At 54.0% G+C, this 23,070-nt stretch carries 24 protein-coding genes; 13 read left to right on the top strand and 11 right to left on the bottom strand.

The window, feature by feature from the left end:
- Positions 1-40 precede the first annotated feature (40 nt).
- The 5 genes from AC6I8N_RS23225 to AC6I8N_RS23205 all read right to left on the bottom strand — a co-directional run bounded on the left by AC6I8N_RS23225 (position 41) and on the right by AC6I8N_RS23205 (position 3,996).
- Positions 41-532: a GNAT family N-acetyltransferase gene (locus tag AC6I8N_RS23225; protein WP_208726032.1), complete on the bottom strand. Its 492-nt coding sequence runs from the start codon at positions 530-532 to the stop codon at positions 41-43.
- Between the two features lie 208 nt (positions 533-740).
- The gene (locus tag AC6I8N_RS23220; RefSeq protein WP_208726031.1) at positions 741-926 is read right to left on the bottom strand and encodes a tautomerase family protein; all 186 of its coding nucleotides are present in this window, start codon (positions 924-926) and stop codon (positions 741-743) included.
- Between the two features lie 89 nt (positions 927-1,015).
- Positions 1,016-2,239 carry a zinc metallochaperone GTPase ZigA gene (zigA, locus tag AC6I8N_RS23215; protein WP_497830915.1) on the bottom strand — a complete coding sequence of 408 codons (1,224 nt, stop codon included), beginning with the start codon at positions 2,237-2,239 and terminating at the stop codon, positions 1,016-1,018.
- A gap of 120 nt (positions 2,240-2,359) precedes the next feature.
- Positions 2,360-2,995 carry a GntR family transcriptional regulator gene (locus tag AC6I8N_RS23210; protein ID WP_208726029.1) on the bottom strand — a complete coding sequence of 212 codons (636 nt, stop codon included), beginning with the start codon at positions 2,993-2,995 and terminating at the stop codon, positions 2,360-2,362.
- A gap of 149 nt (positions 2,996-3,144) precedes the next feature.
- Entirely contained in the window at positions 3,145-3,996 is an 852-nt protein-coding gene (locus AC6I8N_RS23205) for an SGNH/GDSL hydrolase family protein (protein ID WP_497830914.1), read from the bottom strand.
- 488 nt (positions 3,997-4,484) lie between these two features.
- Here AC6I8N_RS23205 and AC6I8N_RS23200 point away from each other — a divergent pair, with 488 nt between their 5' ends.
- Positions 4,485-5,612, top strand: a complete 1,128-nt coding sequence (locus AC6I8N_RS23200; protein WP_497830913.1) for an acyltransferase family protein — start codon at positions 4,485-4,487, stop codon at positions 5,610-5,612.
- Positions 5,613-5,660: 48 nt separating this feature from the next.
- Here the strand turns inward: AC6I8N_RS23200 and AC6I8N_RS23195 are convergent, their stop codons facing one another.
- The 4 genes from AC6I8N_RS23195 to AC6I8N_RS23180 form a co-directional block, all read right to left on the bottom strand.
- Positions 5,661-6,593: a sugar kinase gene (locus AC6I8N_RS23195; protein ID WP_497830912.1), complete on the bottom strand. Its 933-nt coding sequence runs from the start codon at positions 6,591-6,593 to the stop codon at positions 5,661-5,663.
- 51 nt (positions 6,594-6,644) lie between these two features.
- On the bottom strand, positions 6,645-7,301 hold the full coding sequence (locus AC6I8N_RS23190; protein WP_208726025.1) for an RraA family protein: 657 nt from the start codon (positions 7,299-7,301) through the stop codon (positions 6,645-6,647).
- A 28-nt stretch (positions 7,302-7,329) separates the two neighbouring features.
- Complete coding sequence (locus tag AC6I8N_RS23185) at positions 7,330-8,289, bottom strand: C-terminal binding protein (protein WP_497830911.1); 960 nt, start codon at positions 8,287-8,289, stop codon at positions 7,330-7,332.
- A 127-nt stretch (positions 8,290-8,416) separates the two neighbouring features.
- Positions 8,417-9,760: an MFS transporter gene (locus tag AC6I8N_RS23180; protein ID WP_497830910.1), complete on the bottom strand. Its 1,344-nt coding sequence runs from the start codon at positions 9,758-9,760 to the stop codon at positions 8,417-8,419.
- Between the two features lie 638 nt (positions 9,761-10,398).
- On the opposite strand from AC6I8N_RS23180, the gene AC6I8N_RS23175 reads away from it, so the two are divergent.
- Positions 10,399-11,637: an L-dopachrome tautomerase-related protein gene (locus AC6I8N_RS23175; RefSeq protein WP_497830909.1), complete on the top strand. Its 1,239-nt coding sequence runs from the start codon at positions 10,399-10,401 to the stop codon at positions 11,635-11,637.
- 102 nt (positions 11,638-11,739) lie between these two features.
- Here the strand turns inward: AC6I8N_RS23175 and AC6I8N_RS23170 are convergent, their stop codons facing one another.
- Entirely contained in the window at positions 11,740-12,288 is a 549-nt protein-coding gene (locus tag AC6I8N_RS23170; RefSeq protein ID WP_013511189.1) for a helix-turn-helix domain-containing protein, read from the bottom strand.
- A gap of 101 nt (positions 12,289-12,389) precedes the next feature.
- Between AC6I8N_RS23170 and AC6I8N_RS23165 the strand changes: the two genes are divergently transcribed.
- Together AC6I8N_RS23165 and AC6I8N_RS23160 are read left to right on the top strand one after the other, a co-directional pair.
- Positions 12,390-13,055, top strand: coding sequence for an AzlC family ABC transporter permease (locus AC6I8N_RS23165; protein WP_208726021.1), 666 nt, complete (start codon positions 12,390-12,392; stop codon positions 13,053-13,055).
- A complete protein-coding gene (locus AC6I8N_RS23160; RefSeq protein ID WP_013511191.1) occupies positions 13,055-13,375 on the top strand; it encodes an AzlD domain-containing protein in 321 nt (106 codons plus the stop codon). The genes AC6I8N_RS23165 and AC6I8N_RS23160 overlap by 1 nt, the downstream gene beginning before the upstream one ends.
- Here the strand turns inward: AC6I8N_RS23160 and AC6I8N_RS23155 are convergent.
- Positions 13,357-13,899, bottom strand: a complete 543-nt coding sequence (locus tag AC6I8N_RS23155; RefSeq protein ID WP_497831152.1) for a GNAT family N-acetyltransferase — start codon at positions 13,897-13,899, stop codon at positions 13,357-13,359. The genes AC6I8N_RS23160 and AC6I8N_RS23155 overlap by 19 nt on opposite strands.
- A gap of 61 nt (positions 13,900-13,960) precedes the next feature.
- Here AC6I8N_RS23155 and AC6I8N_RS23150 point away from each other — a divergent pair, with 61 nt between their 5' ends.
- From AC6I8N_RS23150 to AC6I8N_RS23110, 9 genes are all read left to right on the top strand, one after another.
- On the top strand, positions 13,961-14,431 hold the full coding sequence (locus AC6I8N_RS23150; protein ID WP_497830908.1) for a GNAT family N-acetyltransferase: 471 nt from the start codon (positions 13,961-13,963) through the stop codon (positions 14,429-14,431).
- 43 nt (positions 14,432-14,474) lie between these two features.
- On the top strand, positions 14,475-15,443 hold the full coding sequence (gene corA / locus AC6I8N_RS23145) for a magnesium/cobalt transporter CorA (protein WP_497831151.1): 969 nt from the start codon (positions 14,475-14,477) through the stop codon (positions 15,441-15,443).
- Positions 15,444-15,768: 325 nt separating this feature from the next.
- Positions 15,769-17,163, top strand: a complete 1,395-nt coding sequence (locus AC6I8N_RS23140; protein WP_497831150.1) for an amidase — start codon at positions 15,769-15,771, stop codon at positions 17,161-17,163.
- Between the two features lie 126 nt (positions 17,164-17,289).
- Positions 17,290-18,087 (top strand): DeoR/GlpR family DNA-binding transcription regulator, encoded by a 798-nt coding sequence (locus AC6I8N_RS23135; protein ID WP_415173018.1) that lies wholly within the window; start codon positions 17,290-17,292, stop codon positions 18,085-18,087.
- On the top strand, positions 18,026-19,300 hold the full coding sequence (locus tag AC6I8N_RS23130) for a Zn-dependent hydrolase (RefSeq protein WP_497830907.1): 1,275 nt from the start codon (positions 18,026-18,028) through the stop codon (positions 19,298-19,300). Before AC6I8N_RS23135 ends, AC6I8N_RS23130 begins: the two co-directional genes overlap by 62 nt.
- Positions 19,297-20,232: a phosphotransferase gene (locus tag AC6I8N_RS23125; protein WP_497830906.1), complete on the top strand. Its 936-nt coding sequence runs from the start codon at positions 19,297-19,299 to the stop codon at positions 20,230-20,232. Before AC6I8N_RS23130 ends, AC6I8N_RS23125 begins: the two co-directional genes overlap by 4 nt.
- Entirely contained in the window at positions 20,229-21,167 is a 939-nt protein-coding gene (locus tag AC6I8N_RS23120; RefSeq protein WP_208726016.1) for a choline kinase family protein, read from the top strand. The genes AC6I8N_RS23125 and AC6I8N_RS23120 overlap by 4 nt, the downstream gene beginning before the upstream one ends.
- A gap of 93 nt (positions 21,168-21,260) precedes the next feature.
- Positions 21,261-21,530 (top strand): hypothetical protein, encoded by a 270-nt coding sequence (locus AC6I8N_RS23115; RefSeq protein WP_208726015.1) that lies wholly within the window; start codon positions 21,261-21,263, stop codon positions 21,528-21,530.
- Positions 21,527-23,053: a sodium:solute symporter family protein gene (locus AC6I8N_RS23110; protein ID WP_497830905.1), complete on the top strand. Its 1,527-nt coding sequence runs from the start codon at positions 21,527-21,529 to the stop codon at positions 23,051-23,053. The genes AC6I8N_RS23115 and AC6I8N_RS23110 overlap by 4 nt, the downstream gene beginning before the upstream one ends.
- The last annotated feature ends 17 nt before the right edge of the window (positions 23,054-23,070 follow it).

The following is a 23,070-nucleotide window of genomic DNA, read 5'->3' as shown; positions in this document are numbered from 1 at the left end:
AGCGGAATTGCGCCGCTACGCATCTTTGCCAGTACAACCGTTACAGCGTTTTAATCATCTCATGCCACGCCATGCCGCCGTGGTCAGATTCCGACGGTTTGATATAAGCGAAACCAAACTTGCGGTACAGCTCGATATGCTGGGTCTTGCACATCAGGTGAATACTCTGCTTGCCCAGCGCTCGCTGCTCATCAATAAAGGTATGCATCAGCTGCGCCGCATAACCCTTGCCCTGCCATTGCGGGTCAACCACCACCGACATAATCACCACATTAGGCGCGGCTGCATCGTGTCCCACCAGTTCCTTAAAGGCTTCGTCGGACATCACGACTTCCCAGGCACAGCCTGAGTTGATAAAACCAACGGCCTGGCCGTCCACTTCCAGCAGTAAAAAACCTTGCGGATAGTCAGCGATGCGGGTGGCGATCTTCTCGCGCGTTGCGGCTTCATCACCCTCATAGGCGGTGATTTCAATTTCAAAGCAACGGTCAACATCATTCAGAGTGGGGCGGCGGAACAACGGCAGGGACATTGAGACTCCAGAAGAAAGAAAAGTGCGTGTGGCGGCGTGATTTATCGCGCGGGTTTTCACACCCCACGCACAGAATTGCGCGATAAATCACGCCGCTATGAAGTTGTACAAGTTAAGCGGCCCTAGGGTAGCGATATTTGCAGACGGGATAAAGGTAAGAAAGGGAAATCCTGCCCATCAGGATCATGGGCAGGAGAGGGGGCATCCGTTAACGCTCGTCAAACGGAATGCCACCCTTCGATTTCATATGTAACGGCGTTTCGACAATTGACACCACCACGGAATTTGCATCGATCTCAAACGAATCAGACACGGCAGTGGTGATAGCTTTCAGCAGTTTCTTTTTCTGTTCAGTGGTGCGGCCTTCCGCGGCATAGACAACAACTTCTGGCATAACGTCTTCTCCTGTAAGGGTAAATGCTGCAATTCAGCATACTCCTGACCTTGATGGAAAAGCGTAGCCATTTGTTGCTTTCTGTGCGATTACGCGTCCACGGCGTCATGCTCGAACCATTCCGGCAGCGGATCAGGCAATGTCACCCAACTTGCCGGGCCAGCCGCCATCTCTGTGGGGGTCAGCAGGGCGTGCTCAAGCGCATTGCGTACCTGATCTTCATCCATCTCGATACCGATAAACACCAGTTCCTGACGCGCATCACCGATGCCTTCCTGCCAGTGACGGGCGATAAACGCCAGCGATTCTTCATCCTGCGGCCAGCGTTCACGCGGGATACTGGCCCACCAGTGACCGGCATAGCCGTGGCGCGCCACGGCTCCAGCCTGTGACCACATTGCCGCATACTCCGGGCGGCTTGCCAGCCAGAAATAACCTTTTGAACGGATTACCCCTTCCAGTTGATGATTCACCGCATGCCAGAAACGCTGTGGATGGAACGGGCGACGTGCACGATAGACAAAACTGCGGATGCCGTACTCCTCCGTTTCTGGTTGATGTTCGCCGCGCAGTTCCTGCAACCAACCGGGCGCCTGGGATGCAGCGTCGAAATCAAAACGCCCGGTTTCCAGTACCTCATCCAGCGGCACCTGTCCAAAGTGTGAAAATACAATCCGGGCGCGTGGATTAAGTGAGCGCAGCATGGCGTACAGCGTTTGCTGATCGTCCTGATTAATCAAATCGGTTTTATTCACCACCAGCACATCGCAAAACTCAATTTGATCGACTAACAAATCGACCACCGAGCGGGCATCGGCCTCGCCCAGTGATTCGCCTCGCGCTTGCAGGGAGTCGGTTGAACGGTAATCACGCAGGAAATTAAAACCATCCACCACCGTAACCATGGTATCCAGTCGGGCGAATTGTGACAGGCTCTGACCGTCTTCATCCGCGAATGTGAAGGTTTCCGCGACCGGCAGAGGTTCGGAAATTCCGGTGGATTCGATCACCAACTGATCAAAGCGGCCTGCCTCGGCCAGGCGGCGCACTTCCAGCAGCAAATCCTCGCGCAACGTGCAGCAAATGCAACCGTTGCTCATCTCCACCAGCTTTTCATCGGTACGGGAAAGCTCCGCACCACCATTGCGAACCAGCGCTGCATCAATATTCACTTCCGACATATCATTGACGATCACCGCTACCCGGCGGCCTGCGCGGTTATTGAGAATGTGGTTAAGCAGCGTGGTCTTCCCGGCACCGAGAAAGCCAGAAAGAACTGTGACGGGGAGACGTGAATCCTGAATTAACGACATAGCATGACCTCTGAAGTGCATATTGTTATGTTATAACATAACAATAATAACCCAGAGATGACAAGGGAGATTGTTTTTCGCGTTGCCTTTATGCCGGGAGCAGACCCGGCAAAGACAGGATTACAGCAGACCCCAGTAAGCGCCGAATTCCGGCAGGATATGTCCCTGCAATGCCACCAACGCGCTGTCGTAGTCGTTATTACGCAGCGCGGTAACGATAGTGACGTGCTGATCCCATGAACGATGCATATGTTCGTCGTTACTGCCGAGATAATTACGGATAGTCGCCATGCGCGATGAGATTAGAGTGTAGGCTTGCTCAAGATAGGGATTCTGGCACCAGGTAAACAACGCCTGATGGAACAGGTTATCCAGGCGGATATATTCGACGCTCGAGCCGTTATTGATGCAGAACTCCATGTTATCAAGAATCGCCGAAATCTCCTGCACCAGCTGTTTCGGGTTCTTTTTCAGGGCCAGTTCCATCGCTTTCGATTCCACATAGAAGCGAAATTCGAGCAAATCTTTAAATTCCAGGTCATTAAGACTAAACACAAAGGTGCCGCTTTTAGGCTTAATCTGCACCAGGCCTTCGCTTTGCAAACGACGTAAGGCATCGCGTACCGGGGCTTTACTGGCGGCTAAGCGAGTAGCAAGGGCAGATTCTGAAAGCTTACCGCCCATCGGCAGCGAACCATTAACGATCATGTCCTTGATTCGTTTGTACACCACATCTTTCAGAAGATCCTGCGCCATAGTTCTGCTATCTGCTCCACACTGATTAGAGGAGTATGTATACCAGAAATGTTGCCACACGGACATGGAGGAAATCGCGCTATGTGCAGGCAGATTACGTAGCGACGCGATTTATCGCGCGGTAAAAATACGCGCAATAAATTGCGCCGCTACCGGTGTGTGCCTGCCGCCGCTAGCTGCGCGCCATAATGCGCCACCAAAACCGAGAATGTCTCTTCCGCTTTGATGCGATAAAGTTGCTCCGAAGGATGAACACAATCTGGTGATAACAACGACTGCCAGTTATTCATGTTCAGGATACGTTGGTATTGTCTCGACAATGGTACGGATTCTGCGCGCGCCAGCTTATCCAGTTGTGTGACATAAGGTCCGATATTCCACCTGGCTGCACCGCCGCAAATAGGGTGGGGTTCCTGTAAAATCACCTCCTTACCGGCAGCACGAGCAATATTCACCAGTTGCGCCATGACCTTAATGTATTGATCCGGGCTGACGCGATAGTCAGGTTCAATATCCTGGTAATGGAAATGTCTGGCATCGTTAGTGGCAAAGTTCAACAGGATGATTCTGGCTGGAGACTTTTTCATCTCCTCGCGCCAGCTTTTATTGTTCTTATAAAAGTATTTACCGTTCAACAGATCCATCGCCTGGGATGACGATGCGCCTTTATTCACAACCTGAATCCCATCGCCGTATTTGTCTTTGATAAATTGGTTGATCAGGCCTATTTCATTATTTTTTATAAAAATGGGGTGTACTTTGCCATTTTCCCGCACCGCCATTGCACCCTGAGTGCTGGAACCACCATAGGCTTCAATAATAAACTTATTGTCGGTATTGTTTGCTGCATAAACAAACGGACTCAATGCTGTGATGACAGGAGATAACGCGCTAAGGAAATAAAATATCGCTTTCATCGCTAATCTGCCTTTTCTATTGGGGTGTGAATAGCTTCTGATGAAAAGAGTATATATGCCACGTTCAGGCATAATAAATGCCATAAGAGCATTCCTAAACCTTGCGTAATTCTAAAGATATTGTTAATTGAATCTGGTGGTTTTTCCTTGTTTTATTTAAAATCATGGTGATACAATTATTTCCCCTTTCCTTTTTGAATTATTTGTTTAGCCGTATTTATTTTTATTATTTTATTTTGATCGAAAACTGATTATATATTCTTTACATTGTCATCATATGCAAACCTCTTGTAAGGATACCTGCTTTTTAGTGAAATGCTTTTCTCACATTAGATAAATCATCCAGTTAGTGAGTTTTATCTTAACCCCGATGATATCACGTTAATTCATCAAGTTACGCTTCGCTTTATCAGGTTAAACTTATCAGGATTAATTTTTCTTTAGAGTTGGCAATATTTTGCAATAGCGATTTTCCTAAAATGTGTAAACGAACGCTAAACAACCATACGAACTGTTAGCATCAATCTCATCAGCATCACGTCCTTTAAATAATTCATCTTCGAGGTGTGAACATGAATACGCCGTCGTTTTTGTCTGGCCGAAACATCGGCCTGGATTTGCTGCGCGCGGGATTAATTCTTGAGGGTGTTCTCTTACATGCTTCAAGAAGTCTTCCGGGTGAAAATGGCTGGTATTATGTTGCGCAGCGTGATCCATCGGAGTTATTTACCGCTTTCCTCAGTATGTTCCATACTTTCAGGATGGAGGTGTTTTTCTTTCTTTCGGGGATGTTTTCTGCCCTGGTGGTATTACGTAAAGGGCAGCAGATGTTTCGTGATAATCGCTTGAAGCGAGTTCTGGCTCCGCTTATTACCGCGTATTTATTCCTGCCACCGCTGATGTACATTATTGCCTGGCAAATGAAAGGAACGCCGTTAACGTTAGCTGGCTGGTTACACAGTTATTCAATGATGCATCACTTGTGGTTCCTGGTTTCACTGTCAGTGATGTCATTAGTCATCCCCCCGGTATTTTATCAATTTGCTGCCAGACAGCTCGAACGATTATCACTGCCGTGGCTACTGGTGACCCTGATTGCGCTTGCTAACATCTGTTTCTTTCTTAAGTTCCTGGTTAAAGGGCAGGGGGAGTTTATCGAGTTGGTCCCGGTGACTGCGCGTTTTCTGGTGTACTATGCGGCTGGCTATGCGTTGTACGTTAATCGCGAGAAAATAGCCACTTACGTCAATTCCTGGGTAATAAATAAGTGGTTGATTGCGGGAATGGCGCTGGTTACCTGGCTGGGATTTTACGTCGTTGCTCATCATCATATTGCCAGCGCGTTAAAATATCTGCCGGTGCTGGCAGGTAGCGTTCTCTCGTTCCAGCTTGCTTACTGGCTGGTATTTATCTTTGAACGCCTGCCGGTAAAGGAAAATCCGTTACTTACCGGCGTGGTCGATTCCGCGCTGATTATTTATCTGTTGCATTATCCGGTGGTGATCACTTTCTCCTGGCTGATGGATGTCTGGTTGCCAGCCAATCTGTCGATTATCTATGTCCTGATCAACTGCTTCATTGGCGTCGTTTTCAGTACCCTGTGCTATTTGCTCATCAAACGATCGCGCATCGCATCAATGTTGTTCGGGTTAAAGGTGAAGACGAAGAAAGCCGCCGTGCCGGTGGCGGCAAGACTTTGAGACCGTGCCAGCCCTGTCGAAAGTGGTGAGAACGGGCTGGCACAGGATTTAACGCGCCTGGTGCAAAAAGGCCTCAACCTGCGCACGGGTGGGAATTGGCGCGACTGCGCCATAGCCGGTGGTGGTAAGCGCCGCGGCGGCGTTAGCGTAGTGCAGGGCGTTTTGCGCGGCATCGCCCGCCAGCAATCGAGTCAGGAAGGCACCCGAGAAGCAATCGCCCGCGCCGGTTGCATCGACAGTGGCGACCTGGTGCCCGGTCGCCACCACGCGTTCCTCTGCGCTGGCATACATCGCGCCTTCACTGCCCATTTTCAATACGACGTGTTTCACGCCAAGATGCAGATAAAAATCGGCAACGGCATCGGCATCCTGTAAGCCGGTCAACAGTCGCGCCTCATCAAGGCTTGGCATACAAATATCCACCAGACGCGCAACCTCATGGATCACCGCACGAGCGCGGGCCAGCGGCCACAGTTTCAGGCGCAGATTGGTATCGAAAGAAGTCAACGTTTGATGGTTACGTGCCAGTTCCAGTGCGGCAAAGACGCTGTCGCAGGCGTTGTCACTGATCGCCAGGGTAATGGCGGAGGTATGCAGCAGTTTTGCCGCGGCAATCGCGGCTTCCGGTAAGTCCTTCGGACGCAGACGCGAAGCCGCAGAGCCTTTGCGATAAAAGGTGAAATGGTGGCCGCTGGCGTCGTGACTGATAAAATAGATACCGGTCGGTGCCTCTTCGTGGCGCAGCACCCAGTCGCATCGGACATTTTCCTGCTGCCACAACGCGACAAATTGATCGCCAAACACATCGTTGCCGAGCTGTGTAAACATCGCCACCCTGGCACCCTGACGAGCGGCGCTGACGGCAAAGTTCGAGGTGTCGCCGCCATAACCGCTAAGATAGCTGACCGGTTGTTGTGCCTGCGGTAACTGACTAAATTCGTACAGCGGTTCACCGAAGGAGAGAATATCCAGATCTTTCATTATGTTGTCCTGTCAGGCGGCCACAGCAGGGTGCCGGGCCGCTTCTCACGGTTAAATGCGGCCGTATTTAGCCAGGCCTTCGCGCAGCGATCCTGACTGGATAATCAGCTTAGCCTGCTCCAGCTCGCGCTGGTCGATGGATTTGGACAGTTCCAGCACCGCATCAACGTGGGCTTTCGGCACACAAACCACGCCATCAACATCACCAACAATCAGGTCACCAGGGTGAATGGTCACTTCACCCAGCTTCAGCGCGACATTCGCATCAAGGGTTTTGAAACGACCCAGCGTAGTGCCAGGGGTAACGGTTTTGGCGTAAACCGGGAAATCGTAATCACGGCGGATCTCAGTAAGGTCGCGTACGCCGCCCATCAGCACCGCGCCTTCATGTTTATTGGCGACCGCACCTGCGGTCATCAGTCCACCCCAGACGGCAACGTTCTCCAGTGCCGGGCTACCGCCAATGACAATCACTGAGCCCGCTTCGGACTCATCAATGGCATCCAGTGCGTGTTGCGGTGGTAATTTTTCGTCTGTGACATCTTCCAGAATCGTGACGGCCGGGCCGACGATCTTCTTGTCATTGATACGGTTTTTCACCTCAAACGGCAGAAACATGGTTTGACCGACAATCTGGTCGCAGGCATCGGCAATCGATGCGGTAGAAAAAATGGCGCGATAACCGTCAATAATCTCTTTGCTATACATCTTGTTTTCCTCTTGGCAGGGCGGGTGATTAGCGATTCACCCAATTCAGGGGTTTGTTGCCTTCAAAGACACGCAGCACTTCCTGCGCGGCTTTGCGTTGCAGTTCAATCACCGACTCTTCGGTGAACCAGGCGGTATGGTCGGTACAGATCACGTTGGATAACGTCAGCAGCGGATGGTCGGCGCGGATCGGTTCCTGTTCGAACACGTCAAGGCCAGCAGCAAATAACTGACGGTTTTGCAGTGCGTGGAACAGGGCGGTTTCATCGATCAGGCCGCCGCGTGACGTGTTCACCAGCACACTGGAGGGTTTCATCAGCGCCAACTGTTCAGCACCGATCAGATGGCGGGTTTTCTCCGACAATGGGACATGCAGGGAGATGAAGTCGGCTTCGCGACACAGCGTTTCCAGCGAGACACGCACCACACCGGCATCTTCAGCGGCTTGCGCATCCAGCAGCGGATCGCACACCAGCAGGGAGCGAAAACCGATGCCACGCGCTTTGGCGGCGAGGCAGCGCGCGATGCGGCCAAAGCCAACAATGCCCAGCACTTTGCCGCTCATGCGAAACATCGGCTCGGCCTGACCAATATTCCACTGGCCGTGATGGACCTGATGATCGCGCGAGGTTATGCGGCGCGTAGCGGCCAGCAACAACGCCAGCGCGTGTTCGGCCACGTCTTCGGAGCCGTAATCCGGTACGTTCGCGACATAAATCCCTTTCGCTTTGGCGGCCACGAGGTCAACGTTATCGACCCCCACGCCGTAGCGCACAATCACCTGACATTTATCGAGTGCGGCGATCAGGCTGCTATCAAGACGCGCTTCACGCAGCATCACGGCATCGGCGTCACATAGCTGCTCCCGTTTCGTTTCCTGGGAGGCATTGGCAGGGACGACCACAAATTCAGGATGAAAGGCGGCGAGAATGGCTTCTTCTTCGCGGTAATGCTCGTAACCCGGTTCAAGAACCACAATCTTTTTCATGACGACCTTCTTAAAAACTGACATGTTAGTTTTAATTTATGTTGCCGACACCAACTGGTATCAGCAACGGTTTATTCTGATAATGGTGATTTACTTCACATTTATTGTTTTAATCTGAAATGTCAGATTAGTGACCTGGCATGGGAGCGGCAGTGGCTGGTTCGCGCTGGCGTTGCAGCCATTTGATGATCATCACGGTGCTGATCCCACCGACCAACATGACGATGCTCAGATACACCATCGGTGCGGTCGCGCTTTGCATTTGGTCACGTACCAGTGGAATGGTGTTCTGGGCGAAGAAGCCGCCGAGGTTAGCCAGCGAGTTGATAATCGCGATTCCCGCCGCCGCTGAAGCACCGGAAAGGAATTTGGTCAGATTCCAGAAGCAGGGCTGGATAGCGAACACCGACAGCACCACCCCGCAGATAAAGGCGAAACTAATGACCGGCTGGCTGGCGAACCACACCGAACCAATCAGACAGGCGGCGGAAGTGAACATCGGCAGGGCGACGTTAACGAACGGGTTATTGGTGCGTTCCGGTTTGTGCGTCAGCCAACGCAACATGATCATCACCAACGCCCAGGGGATCATATTGACGAAGCCGTTGGTCATATCAGAGACGCCGAAGGATTTGACGATGGTGGGCATCCAGTAGCTGATGCCATAGGCACCGAAACAGATAAAACCGTACACCAGCGCCAGCGACAGCACGCGTTTATCGGTCAGCGATTTAAACAGGGTATCGACGGACTTATCGCTCTCCTGGCGGCGTTCTTCCTCCAGGCGCTGCGACAGCCACTGCTTCTGCTCGCGTGTCAGGAAGGTGGCATGGGTCGGGCTAATCGGGAACCAGGCCATCACCGGGATGATCAGCAAAATCGCCAGCAAACCGGTCATCAGGAACAACCACTGCCAACCCTCATAACCCATAATCCCGTGCATACTCAGCAACGCGCCGTTCAGCGGCGCACCAATCATATTGGCGAACATGCTGGCGGTAACCAGAAAACCGACGATGCGTGGGCGATATTTAGTCGGGAACCACTGTGTTGAGTAGTAAATCAGACCGGGGTAGAAGCTGGCTTCCGCCAGACCTAGCACGAAACGCAGGCTGTAGAACATGGTCAGGCTTTGCGTGAAGGCGAGGGCGACAGTGATGATGCCCCAGGCGGCAAGGCTTAAGGCAAACCAGCGTTTTGCCCCGACCTTCGACAGGATCAGGTTGCCCGGAACGCTAAAAATCAGGTAGCCGATAAAAAATAACGACGACCCTAAGCCAAAAGCCGATTCACTCCAGCCGAGGCTGCTGACCATCTGCAACTTGGCGAAACTGATGTTTTGTCGATCGATATAGGCCACCACATACATCGCCACCATCAACGGGACCAGCATGGTGATGATTTTACGGATGGTACTGTGTTCAAGGTCGCTAACGACGTCGCGCGCCTTATTCTCTGTCAAAGTGCTCATGGCTGCTTTCCTGATTCTTATACGATTGAATGACAGCGTGAGAAGCCGCGAAAAGCGAACGTCTGCTCCCTGGTGGGTGGCGGTACAAAGCAAGGTTGAGGTAATCCCTTTGCTTTGCGCTGACGTTAACTTCGCGCTGAATGTCACTGGGTTAAAACTGACATGTCACAAATCTATCAGGTGGCGGATATAAAGTTAGCTACATGTTAGTCATTTGCTAAATTGATCACAAAAACGGCAGCGGTTGACACGTTAGTGTGATGCTTATCACGCAGAGAGACGGGTTGAGCATGGATTTTGCAGGATCAGGAAAAATTCAGAAAATTATCAGTAACATGTTAGTTTTATAATTTCATTAATTTCTTTTTTTATCATATTGATAGATTATTTTTTGTTTCTTTAAATTCACCCAGCCGACCAGGTGAGCAAATGCCGCCAGCAAACAGAAGTGGGTCCATCCTCTCATATCATCCCGACTGATGGCCGCTATAAGCCACGCTGATGTCTGCAATCGATTTTGTGAGGCCGTATGCAAAATCGCCAGTTACCCCCTTTACCTGTTGCCAATGAATGCTAGATTCTGACATGTCAGAATTCGACAAATAATCACAATAAAACCATCCTTCAGGGGTAAAACTATGTTCTATGCATCTCCCTCCTATCCGCTAAAAAAATGGTCTGCATCTCTGCTGCTGTTGACCGCAGTCGGTGTTGGCTTACCGGCACTGGCGGCGACGCAACCTAAACTGGATGTGGTCGCAGAATGGAATCGCCTGCCGTATGACCTGAGCGATCCGGCAGCGGCGGCCGCGTGGAAAAACAATGACACCAAAGCGATGCTGCACGGCGTGAAGGTTGATGCACAGGGTAACCTGTACGTCAGCACCGCCCGCTGGGGCGGCCCGGAAGTCCCGGCAACCTTGTCGAAACTGGTGAAAAAGGACGGGCAATGGTTGCTGCAACCCTTTCCCAGCGAAGCGATGAACGACGTACATAATCCACAGGGTTTAAAAGCGGTGCTGGGATTTGAAATTGATCGCAACAACGTGATGTGGATTCTTGATCAAGGGCATATTGCGGGTGCACCCAATAAAGCGGGTGATGAAAAGCTGATCGCCTGGGATTTGAATAAAAATAAAGAAGTGGCGCGTTATACCTTTACTAACGATCAAGTCGACTTTACCTGTTCGTTCCTGAATGACGTCGCAGTGGATAACGACGCAGGCGTGGTGTACATCACCGATTCCGGCATCATGTGTCATCCGCTGAAAGGCGGTTTGCTGGTGTATAAAATGAAGACCGGGGAGGCAAAACGGGTATTATCTGCGCCGGAATGGGTTAACGATCAACCCGGTTTCACCTTCAGCATCCACGGCGAAAAGGTACTGAAGGACAAAGACGGCAAAGCTAATCCGATGTTGACCGGTGCTGACGGTATCGCGCTGTCTGGCGATAAGAAAACGCTCTACTGGACTAACCTTACCGGCAATCGGCTGCTGAAAGTACCGACTTCAGTGCTGCGCAATTTCAGCAACAGCGAAGCGCAAATCGAAAAGGCGATCAAAGTGGACACGGTGCTGCCGTCCAATACCGATGGCATCACGGCAGACCGTCAGGGCAATCTTTACCTGACGGCGCTGACGCTTAACGGCCTGATGAAACGGGATGGTAAAACCGGTAAGGTCACGCCTTTCGTCACCAGCGACGCGATTGCCTGGCCCGATACCATTGGTTGGGGACCGCACGGCGATCTCTATTTTGTCAGCAATCACCTTAACAGCTGGGTCGGTGGTGAGATGAATTTTGATAATCCGCCGGTGCCGAATTTCCGCATCTATAAAGTGCATGTGGGTGGTACACCTTATACCGCAAAATAATCCTGTACTGACGGGAAATATTGGCTGATTCCGTAGCGGCGCAATTTATTGCGCAATGCTGTGCATTATGTCGGCAAACCCGAACGGTAAACCGCGCCGCTATTAATTCTGCTCCGACAACTGCACGGCCAGGGTGTTTGGCTCCAGCGCTTCAAACAGATGCGGTTCATCAGCGGGATAACAAATATAATCGCCGGGGCCGAGCAGCACTGGCGCATCGCTGGGACCGACCAGTGCGCGACCCTGCGCGATAATCACATGTTCCACCGAACCCGGTGGATGGGGTTTAGAGGCACGCGGTGCGCCTGGCTGGCTGGTGATCAGATAAAGGTCGCGGCGGCCGCCCGGTGGGCAACTGGCCAGCAATGCGGCCTGATAATCGGCCAGTTCGGCAGACACCACCATCCCTTCGCCTTTGCGGATCACCTGCAAACGCTTCACTTCCGGCTCCATCAGTCGGGCAAACGGAATATTCAGCGCGACACATAACGACCACAGTGTTTCGATGCTGGGATTGCCGTTGCCTGCTTCCAACTGAGAGAGGGTAGATTTAGCGACACCGGCGCGGCGTGCCACTTCTGTCAGCGAAAGCCCGGCGCGCTGGCGTTCACGCACTAATCCGGCGGCGATAATGTCAATCGGCGGGGTCACAGCTACTCCTGTTCGTTATATCGAACAAACGTTCATCTTGTAAAACGGTATCGAGCCGTTCATTATAACGGCTTTCTTGTTCGATATGAGATGATTTTGTTATGCGTCTGGGAGCAGTGCCTCTGGATAAAGGGGTAATAAAAGCGATATTCCTCGTCTGTCTGGCTGACGGTATCGTCGGACTTTCTTATGGTTCACTGGCGGTGGCAGATGGTTTCCCGTTGTGGGTGCCGATGGCGCTGTCTACCCTGGTGCTGGCTGGCGCATCCGAATTTCTGTTCATCGGAATTGTTGCCGGTGGCGGCAGTCCGTTTACTGCCGCCGCAGCGGGTTTATTGGTCAATGCCCGTCATCTGCCGTTTGGCATTGCGGTTAAAGATTTGGTTGGACAGGGTGGGCGGGCGTTGTTTGGCTGCCACATTATGAATGATGAAAGCGTGGTCTTTGGCATCTCACAACCCAAACTGGCGCAGCGTCGGGCGGCCTACTGGATTTGTGGCCTGGGTATCTTCGCGATTTGGCCGCTCAGCGTGATCAGCGGCGCGGTGATTGGGCGTTTTATCCCGGATGTCTCGGTGATCGGTCTGGATGCGGTGTTTCCTGCCATCCTGATCGCATTGATTTTCCCGGCCCTGCGCCAGCGCCGCACCCGTATCCCGGCATCGCTCGGTGCGTTGCTTTCGGTGCTGGCAACCCCGTTTGTCCCTGCCGGTATGCCGGTGCTGTTTTCGTTGTTAGGTTTGCTGAGCTGGCGGGAGCGTAAATAATGGAAAACGGATTAGTCATTGCGGGGATTGCGCTGTTGGCAACCGGAACTTACCTGATCCGCTTCGCCGGTTTCCGTCTCGGTAGTCGTATGCAGATGTCAGAGCGGGCGCGCAGCATGTTATCCGATGCCGCCACCGTACTGCTGCTTGCGGTAGCGGTCACCACCGCGCTGTTTGAAGGTACGCATTTTGCTGGTGTCGCGCGAATCGCCGGGGTGTTGTTTGCGGTGTTCCTCGCCTGGCGCAAAGCCCCGTTGATTGTGGTGATCATCGGTGCGGCGCTGATGACGGCGATCCTGCGTTATCTCGGTGTGCCCTGATCGCGCCAGCTCTGCGCACGTAACTCATAAACCAGACTGGCGGGTGCGCCCGGTATATCTTCAACCCGGTCATAACAGCGCAAACCCGCCTTCTCCAGCACCTGCTGCGAGGCGAGATGATCTTCCCGTACCGCAGCATCAATCACCGTTAGCTGGCAGTGATCAAAGCCATAAGCAATCACCGTACGGGCAAACTCGGTGGCATAACCGTTACCCCACGCCGTTTTTGCCAGCCGGTAGCCCAAATTGTTTACCGGCCTGCCAGCAAACTCCCGCACCGTTAAACCACCAAATCCCAGTACCTCGTCGGATCGCTCGCGCAGGCAAATCGCCCAGTTGCCAAACGGATAGCATTGCCAGTGCGCCAGCCAGCGTGTTAACACTTCTTCGGTAAAAGCGAGATCAGGAAAGGGACCGGCAGGATTAAACATTTGCGTGCCGGGATCACCATAGATGGCGAACAGCGTATGCAGGTCGCGCGCTTCAACCGGGCGCAAAAACAATCGCGATGACAACAGTTGCATAGGATGGCCTCGTTCATCTTCCTGATAGCGGTTTTCGATTATAGGCACACCAGGAGACACCATGACACCTCGTTTAGCCCGCACCGATGAAACCGCCACGTTGTGGCGGATTCGAAATCTTGCCATCCGTCACGGTTGCCAGTCGGTTTATCCCGCAGAGCTGATCACCGCATGGACACCTGATGCTCTGCCAGAGGGATACTTCGAGGCCGTGCGTGCTAATCCCTTCTATGTGGTGGACGACCCCGATTACGGTGTGGCGGCGACCGGTTTTCTCGATCTGACTGGCGGTAGCGTGGAGGCGATTTTCACCTTGCCGGTGTGCAACGGTAAAGGCTACGCCAGCGCCATTATGCATACCCTGATGATGGAAGCACGGCAGCGTGGGTTCAGCCAATTGACGCTGGCGGCGACCCCTAACGCTTGTGGCTTTTATCAACGTCATGGCTTCAGCATCGTAAGGGAAAGCCTTTATCATTCGGCGTTGGCGGGGGCGGCGTTGCCCTGTGTTGAGATGATGCGGGAGCTTTAAGACTATGATTACAGGACGTCAGCCCTGGAAGGATCTGAAAAAGATGGTGATTAACTGCGTGGTCTACCGCCACGGACAGCGTGAAGAAAATGTCGATATCAGTGACATCAGTGAGGTGCTGAAAGAAGACAACACCTTTGTCTGGCTCGGTTTATACCAGCCCGATGCGGCCTTTATGCAGACGCTGCAACAGGAGTTTAGCCTGCATGAACTGGCGATTGAGGACGCGCTGGTGGCGCATCAGCGTCCGAAGATTGAACAATACGGCGAATCGGTATTTGTGGTGGTCAAAACGGCCCACCTGGATGCTCAGCAACGGATCAGCTTCGGTGAAACGCACTTCTTCCTCGGTAAACATTTCCTGATCACCGTGCGACATGGTTCGACTGATGGTTACGGTGGTATCCGGGCGCGTGCGGAAAAAAACCAGGCGATGATGAGCGAAGGTCCGGCGTATGCGATGTACTGCATCCTGGACTGTATCGTAGATAACTACAGCAAAATCACCGCCAGCCTGAGCCAGCGCATCAGCGCGATGGAAGATGAGATGTTCAGCACCCGTTTTCACCGCGATACGCTGGAGGAGGTTTACCACCTGCGGCGCGAACTGCTGTCGCTGCGCAATGCGGCGATGCCGGTGACCGAAATCTGCCCGCAACTGGTGCGCTTCCATGAAGATCTGGTACCCAAAAATCTGCGTGCCTACCTGCGTGATGTGCAGGACCATGCGCACCATGTCATGATCGATGCTGAAGATATGCGCGAAATGCTGACCAGTGCCATGCAGGTGAATCTGGCGCTGGTTTCGGTGCAGCAGAGTGAAGTGAACAAAAAGCTGGCGGGCTGGGGCGCGGTATTGATTGTACCCACCATCATTTTCAGCATGTACGGCATGAATTTCGCCGATATGCCGGAGTTACATACCCATTTTGGTTATCCGGTGGCACTGGGCGTCACCGTGACGATATGTGGTTTTATGTGGTGGCGACTTAAACGTTCGGGTTGGTTGTGATCGGCCATCAAACGATTTTGTTATCACTGTGCACGGTAAAGCGGCGATTTGCGTATCGCCGCATACTCCGCGCAATTATCCATCTGGCAACAGGCTGGCTGACATCTGTCCCGGTCGCTGCCTTCTCGCCAGCGAAACATACAGCTAACCGTCACCTGAATAACATTTCCTGCTGTATCCCGTCATCACGCTTTCTTATTACTTACCCACAATAAATACAACATATCCCACATTAACAACATAATTCGGTCTTGCATCCTGCTGCGACTATGCCACTATCTGCTCAACAGTTAGTCAGCCGTGAAGAGTGTGAAATATGCAGGATATGCCGGATTTATTGACCGCTGCGGCGCAGGTTAGTCAGGGTAAAAGCAGCAGCGTGGCATTGGTGGAATGTTGTTTAAGTCAGATAAAAACCCACAATACCACATTGAATGCGTTTGGCGATGTTTATGACCAGCAGGCGCTGGCGGAAGCGGAAATCTGTGACCGTGAGCGGCAGCAAGGAAAATTGCGCGGTCCGTTGCACGGTGTACCGTTTGGCATTAAAGACCTGTTTGCCACTGCCGGATTACGTACCACAAAAGGTTCGCTGACGGCGCTGGATAACGTACCGGACAGCGATGCGCCGATTATTGCGCGCCTCAAAGCGGCAGGGGCGATCATTATTGGCAAAACCGCCACCACTGAATTCGGCTGGACCGGTTCCAGTTATTCGCGCGTGTTTGGTCACGGCCGCAATCCGTGGGATCCCACATTGACCAGCGGCGGCTCCAGTTCCGGGTCGGCGATCAGCGTGGCGGCGCGGATGGTGCCAGCCGCACTGGGATCGGATGGTGGAGGATCGGTACGCATTCCTGGCGCATTTTGTGGCATTTTTGCGCTCAAAGCCTCGTTGGGGCGAATCCCCACCTGGCCGTGGTCAGCCACCGAGATGCTCAGCCATGCCGGGCCGATGACCCGCACGGTGCGCGACAGCGCGTTGCTGTTTGACTTGCTTTCCGGCCCGGATGCGCGAGACCACCAGGCGCTGCCCGCCAAAACGGAAAGCTGGCTGGCAAGGTGTGATGCGCCACTGCCCCGTCTGCGCGTGCATTACAGCCCGACCTTATTCAATACGCCGGTGGATGATCGCATCGCCGCTTGTGTTGAGCAGGCGGTTGAACACATGGCACACGCGCTGCCCGTGACGCTGACAGCTAAAGCGCTGAGCTGGCAAAGCCCGTTTGCCACCTTTGACACGCTGTGGAGCGGTGGGCGAGGGGTGGCGTATGGCGCGGCCCTGCAACACCAACATCATCAGCTGGACCCCGGTTTTGCCGCGCTGATTGAACGCGCACAACGGATTGAACTGGCGGATTACCTGGCTGCGCAAAAACAGCGCGCCGCCTTTGCCGGTCAGGTGCATGCGCTCTTTGACGAAGTGGATTTGCTGATCACCCCGACGCTGCCGGTGCTGCCGTTCGCTGCCGATCGTCACGTTCCTGAAGGCCAGGCGGATGGCGACAGCGGTGTCGAATGGGCGCGCTGGACGCCCTTTACCTGGCCGTTCAACCTGAGCGGCAATCCGGCCGCCACGGTGCCGTGCGGATTTACCCCGGAAGGCTTGCCGGTGGGGTTACAGGTGATCGGTCGTCGTTATGCCGAAGGGGATGTGTTGCAATTCTGTGCCGCGCTGGAAGCGTTAATGCCGTGGGATCAGCATCAGCCCAAATTATAAACGTCGCGCGATAAATCGCGCCGCGACCATAACGCACGATCTTTTGTAGCGGCGCGATTTATCGCGCAAGGCAGAGGCAGGGGACAGGTATACTGCGGTTTTCGCCGCAGAAACAGAAGGGTAAGTATGATTAACCAGCCGCGACTCGATGAGATCAAACGGGTATTGAGCCACGACAAACGGGTGCGCGTCACCGAACTGGCGCAGAAATTTGTGGTATCGGAAGAGACCATCCGCCGCGATTTGAAGTATCTGGAGGAGCAGGGCGTGCTGCGCCGGGTGCACGGTGGGGCGATTTTACCGGTGCCAAGCGAGGAACAGCCGCTGCAAATTCGCAGCCGTATTAAACCGCGCGCCAAACTGCGCATGGGGCAGTTGGCAAGTGAGCTGGTGGAGGAGGGCATGGCGCTGTTTCTTGACACCGGCACCTCCACACTGGCGCTGGCACAGCAACTGACGCGCTTCTCGCGGCTGAAGATTGTCACCAATTCACTGGATATCGCCACGCTGCTGACGCAGCAGAGCGAAAACGCTGTGACGCTAACACCAGGGCGCGTCAGGCGAAACGATAACGCACTTATCGGTCCCCATACGCTGGATTTTGCCCGGCAGTTCCATTACGACATCGCCTTTATGGGGATCGGTGCGGTGGACCGGGAAAATGGCTTTATGGACTACGAAGAACCGGAGGCGCTATTACGGCGCGTGCTGAGCACGCACTGCCGCCAGAGCGTGATTCTGGCGGATGAAGGCAAATTTGGACTGCGCACTTTTATTAACACGTTGCCGTTCAGCGCGGTGGACACCTTAGTGACCAACGCGCCGCCACCGGCAGCTTTTGTAGCAAGTCTGGAGAACGCACATGTCAACATCCTCCATCCCGGCAACGCTGCGGATGACGCCACGCGACTATCAGGCATTTGATGCGCTGTTTGAACTCAGCAGCCGCATTGGTGCCACGGCGGCGGGTGGTCTGCACCGCCTGACCGCCAGCGCCGAAGACCAACAGGTGCGTGATGCCTTTTGCACCTGGCTGACCCGGCAGGGTTTTGACGTAAAGATTGATGAAATCGGTAATATTTTTGGCCTGATCACGTTGCGGCCGGGGGCACCCTGGTTGCTGTGCGGCTCGCATCTCGATAGCCAGCCGCTCGGTGGTCGCTTCGATGGTGCCTACGGTGTCACTGCGGCGGCAGCCACCCTCGCGGCGCTGGCGCGGCAACTGCGTGAGCAGAACGAACCGGCGCAATACAACCTGGCGGTGGTCAACTGGACCAATGAAGAGGGCGCACGTTTCCAGCCCAGCCTGATTGGTAGTTCATTTTTCACCGGCGCGGTGACGCTGGATGAGGCACTGGCCTGCACCGACGCCGATGGCATCACGCTGGATGCGGCATTACAGGCGATTGGTTATCGCGGCACGGCGTTACCCCCGTTGCCGTTGCGCGCCTATCTTGAGCTGCATGTGGAACAAGGCCCGCACCTGGAACAGCAACGTAAGCAAATTGGCGTGGTGACCGAAACCTGGGCGGCGCTGAAATGGCAGGTGACGTTTCGCGGTGAGCAGAACCATACCGGTCCGGCATTGATGAGTCGTCGGCGCGATGCGTTGCTGGCGGCGGCCCAGACTATCGTAGCGGTGCGGGCGGAAGCAGATCGTCACGGCGAGGTGCTGCATACCTCGGTGGGGCGTCTCGCCACCACCCCCAATTCGCCCAACGTGGTCACCTCCGAAGCAACGATCTGGATCGAATTTCGCTCCGCCGACGAGGCGTTACTGCATCAGTTGCGCGCCAGTTTCAGCCAGCAGATGCAATCGATTGCTCTGGCAACGGCGACCGATGTCAGCCTGGATCGGGCGCAGTTCCGTCCCCGCCAGCAGTTGGATAGCTTGCTGGCACAACGCGCCCTGCACCTGGCGGAGCGCATCGGCCTGAGCGCCATACCACTGCGCAGCGTGGCGGGGCATGATGCCATCAGCCTGAGTTATCACTGCCCAAGCGCCTTGTTGTTTGTGCCAAGCGTGGGGGGCTTATCGCATAACGAGCGTGAATTCACCGCCACCGAAGATCTCCACCGTGGCCTGGATTTGCTGATGGCGTTGTTGAGTGATCTGCTTCTGGAGGAGACGGCATGAACGCGCGTTTAGAACAGGTGTTGCAGCAATGGCAGCCCGGCCAGCGCTTCATTATTCAGCCCGGCACCGCTGGTGTCGCTTCCCCCCATCGTCTGGCGACCGAGTGGACGGGGTTCTGGCTGGAGAGCGCTGGGCAACGTTTCTATGCCAAGGTGTTATGTGATGACCAACGCGCATTGCTCGACGTACGCCGCAGCGCAGAAATCAGCCGTCAGGCCGGTGAGCTGGGGATTGCACCGGTGCTGTGCCATGCCGATGAGGCGGCGGGCGTCCTGATTTTTGCGGCGCTGGATGATGATTTTCGCTGGGCGAAGCTGGCGCACTTCAGCGATCCGAGACAGTTTGGTGCGCTGACCCGTACCCTGGATCGTTTGCATGAAGCGGCATTGCCGCTGCCTCAGCACTCGCGTCAACAGGACATGCTGGCCCTGCGCCAGCAACTTCAGCAGGCACAAGTGGTACTGCCGGAGGAGATGGTATGGCTGGGCGAGTGCGTGGATCTCGCCTGGCAGGCGTTAAATGCATCGGCTTTTACCCCGGTATTGATTCACGGCGACCCGATCGCCAGCAACTGGATGGTGAACAGCCAGGGGGAGTGGCGTCTGCTGGACTTCGATTACGCGGCGCAGGGTGATGCCTGGCACGATATCGCCACCTTAATCCATGAACAGTTGCCAACCGATGACCGCTGGCGCGATGCCATCCGTAGCTGGCGTGGTGAATGCCGCGAAGCCGATGTGGCGCGCTGCCGCCTTTATGCGCTGGTGGATGATTATCACTGGACGCTGTGGGGTATGCTGAACGGCCATACCAGCCTGCGTGGGCTGGAATTTGCCAAGCTGGGTCAGTGGATGTTATTGCGCTGTCGCCAGAGCGCACGCGATCCCCGATTCGAACGTTGGTTAACCCTGACAGCGGAGCAGACAGCATGAGTAAACAACCCGGACAAGCCGTCAGTTGGCAGGAACAGCGTCTGGAACAGGCGATTGCCGCGATGTCAGGCTGGCAGAATAAAACCATCCATTATCGTCCGGTAAGCGGCGGGATTTCCAACGCCAACTGGCATGTTGCGGTGGAAGGTGCGCCCTGTGCTTATTTCGTCAAAATTCCCGGCGAAGGCACGGAACGTTTTATTAACCGCGACACGGCACATGAAGCCAGCCTGAAAGCGGCACAAACTGGTTACGGCGTGCCGGTGGTCGCTTATCTGCGCGAGTTGGGGGTCGAAGTTTTTGAGTTTATCGACGGCTGGCGTGCCTCCTCCAATCTCGACTTTCAACAGCAGGCGGTTCGCCATCGGGCGCTGCACGCGTTGAAGAGTTTTAACGATCAGCCGCTGCTCACCGAGGACAAAACGGTGTTTGCTATGTTGAACGAACATATCGAACAGGTGCGCGCCCTGAATGCGCCATTCTCTGCCGATGCGGTATGGCTGCATAAACAGGCACAACGTGCACAACAGGCGTTGGAAGCGGCGGGTATTGATCGCGTGCCCTGTATGAATGACACTCTGGCGGGCAATTTTATGCTCAATGCCAGCAATGATATTCGGCTGGTCGATTTTGAATATGCCTCGAATAACGATCGTTGTTATGAACTGGCATTATGGTTCGGTGAGATGTTCTTTACGCCACAAATTGAGCTTGAATTGCTGGAGGATTATTTTGGTAGGGTGGATGGCGCGATATTTGCTCGCGTGCAAATCCATAAATATCTTGCCGATATGAAGTGGTCAACCTGGGCAATTATTCAGCATCAGGTCGCGGATATTGATTTCGATTTTTCTAAATATGGCCGCTGGAAAGAGTTGCGCGCCCGTAGCGTATTAAACCATCCCGACTGGGAAAATTGGTTGCGCGCACTGTAATCATCTTATTTATTTTTTAACACCACAGGGGAAGGCTGTCTGACAGCAGGTAAAGGAGTGCGCACACCGTCATTGTAAATTTCGGAGGGGATTATGAGTACCATGATCATGGCACAACAGTTGCGTGCCCGCATAAGCATCAAAAATAAAATCTTTGCCATCTATCTGCTGGCGTTATTACTTCTGGCGCTTTGTCCACCGTTATATTTAAGCGTCAGCGGAAGCGGTGCGTTATTTCTGGGTGTTCCGTTGCCAATTATCTACTGGCTTTCTATTGCGGTATTTCTTGGCGTCGGATTATGGGTGATGTATCTCGCTGAATGTGCTTTTGGCGAAATTCCCGCGGATGAGGAAGTATCATGAAAATTAGCACCGCAGAACCACATTATTTAATTACCTTTGGCATGATCGGTTTATTTCTGGCGATCATGATTGCTGTCCTGTATGCCACGAACCGTAAAAGCACCTCGTTTTCCGATTATGCGGTGGGTGGACGCTCTTACGGTCCCTGGTACATCGCCATGAGCTACACCAACTCCTGGTGGCCGGGCGCAACCTTTACCGCGTTTTTTGCGCTGTCGGTCAGCGGCGTGATTGGCTTCTATGGCGCGGTTTACTCAACGCTCGGCGTTACCGCGATGTACCTGATGGCGCGGCGTGCCTGGAAATGGGGGCAACACTTTAATTTGACCACGCAGCCCGACCTGCTGGGTATGCGTTACAACAGCCCGGCGGTGAAACGTGTGGCGTCAATTATTGGCATCATTTGTGTCTTCCCGTGGGTGGTGATGGGAATTCAGGCACTGGCGCTGCTGGTGGAGTTCGCCAGCTTTGGCCGCTGGGGCGTGACCACCTGTCTGATCGCCGGCGTGCTGCTGATCCTGGTGCGTCAGTACTGGACCGTCAGCATGGGTATGCGTGGTTTGATTATGACCGACATGTATCAGGGGATTATCGCCTATGGCCTCGGTGCGCTGGTTTGCGTAGTACTGCTGTTCAGCGGTGATCACAGCTTTGGTCAGCTCTCGTCGCTGCCGCCTGCGATGTTGCAGATTCCGGGTGCAGAAGGCTCCCATTACGGCCCCTGGTATATGTTCAGCCTGATTTTTACCGGTGTGGTTGGTTCGATGTGTTGGCCAATGAGTTTCCAGCGCATTTACACCGCCAGCGGTATTCGCGCGGTGAAGAAGGGGACATTGCTGACAATCCTGCTGGTGGGCGGTTTCTACGCCATTCTGATGTTGTTCGCTACGGCGGTGAGCCAGGATCCCAATGTGCAGGCCAATCCGCAGAACGGTTTCTTCACGGCGTTGTTTGATCAGGGTGGTCCGTGGTTGCTGGCACTGGCGCTGGTGATTGTGCTGGCGGCGAGTATCGGCCATGTTGATGGATGTGTGCAGGTGTGCGGTACGCAATTTGCCAACGATCTTGCTACCTGGAATAAGCCGCGCAGCGATCGTCAACTGACGGTACTGGCGAAGTCCGGCATGGTGGTGTTTATTGCAGCGGCAGCGCTGCTGGCTTATTTCACCTTTAACTACTCGCGTTTGCAGTTGCTGGCGCAGATCTCCTATCAGGGGATCATCCAACTGGCGGTGCCGCTGTTCTTCGGTATCTTCAGCCGCTTTGGCAACAAGCAGGGCGCGCTGCTGGGGATGATGACCGGCATCATTATTGCGATCGTGCTGACGGTGTTTTTCCCGGATGACATCCCGGTGCTTGGTTCACTCACCAGCGGCATTGTTGGCCTGGCGGGTAACCTGCTGGTGTTTGTCGCCTGCGGTGTGCTGGTGCCGGTTGATGCAAAAGAGAAAGCGCGGGTTGATGAGCTGTTTGCGCTGGCAGAACGCCCGGCCCAACCGATGGCGAAACCGGTACTGAATTAACGTGTATTGCGTAGCGG

This window comes from Pantoea sp. X-Soil-TKNS-1279 (assembly GCF_059730565.1).
Note: the sequence above shows the minus strand (reverse complement) of the source record. Positions and strands in the feature narration are given on the sequence as shown.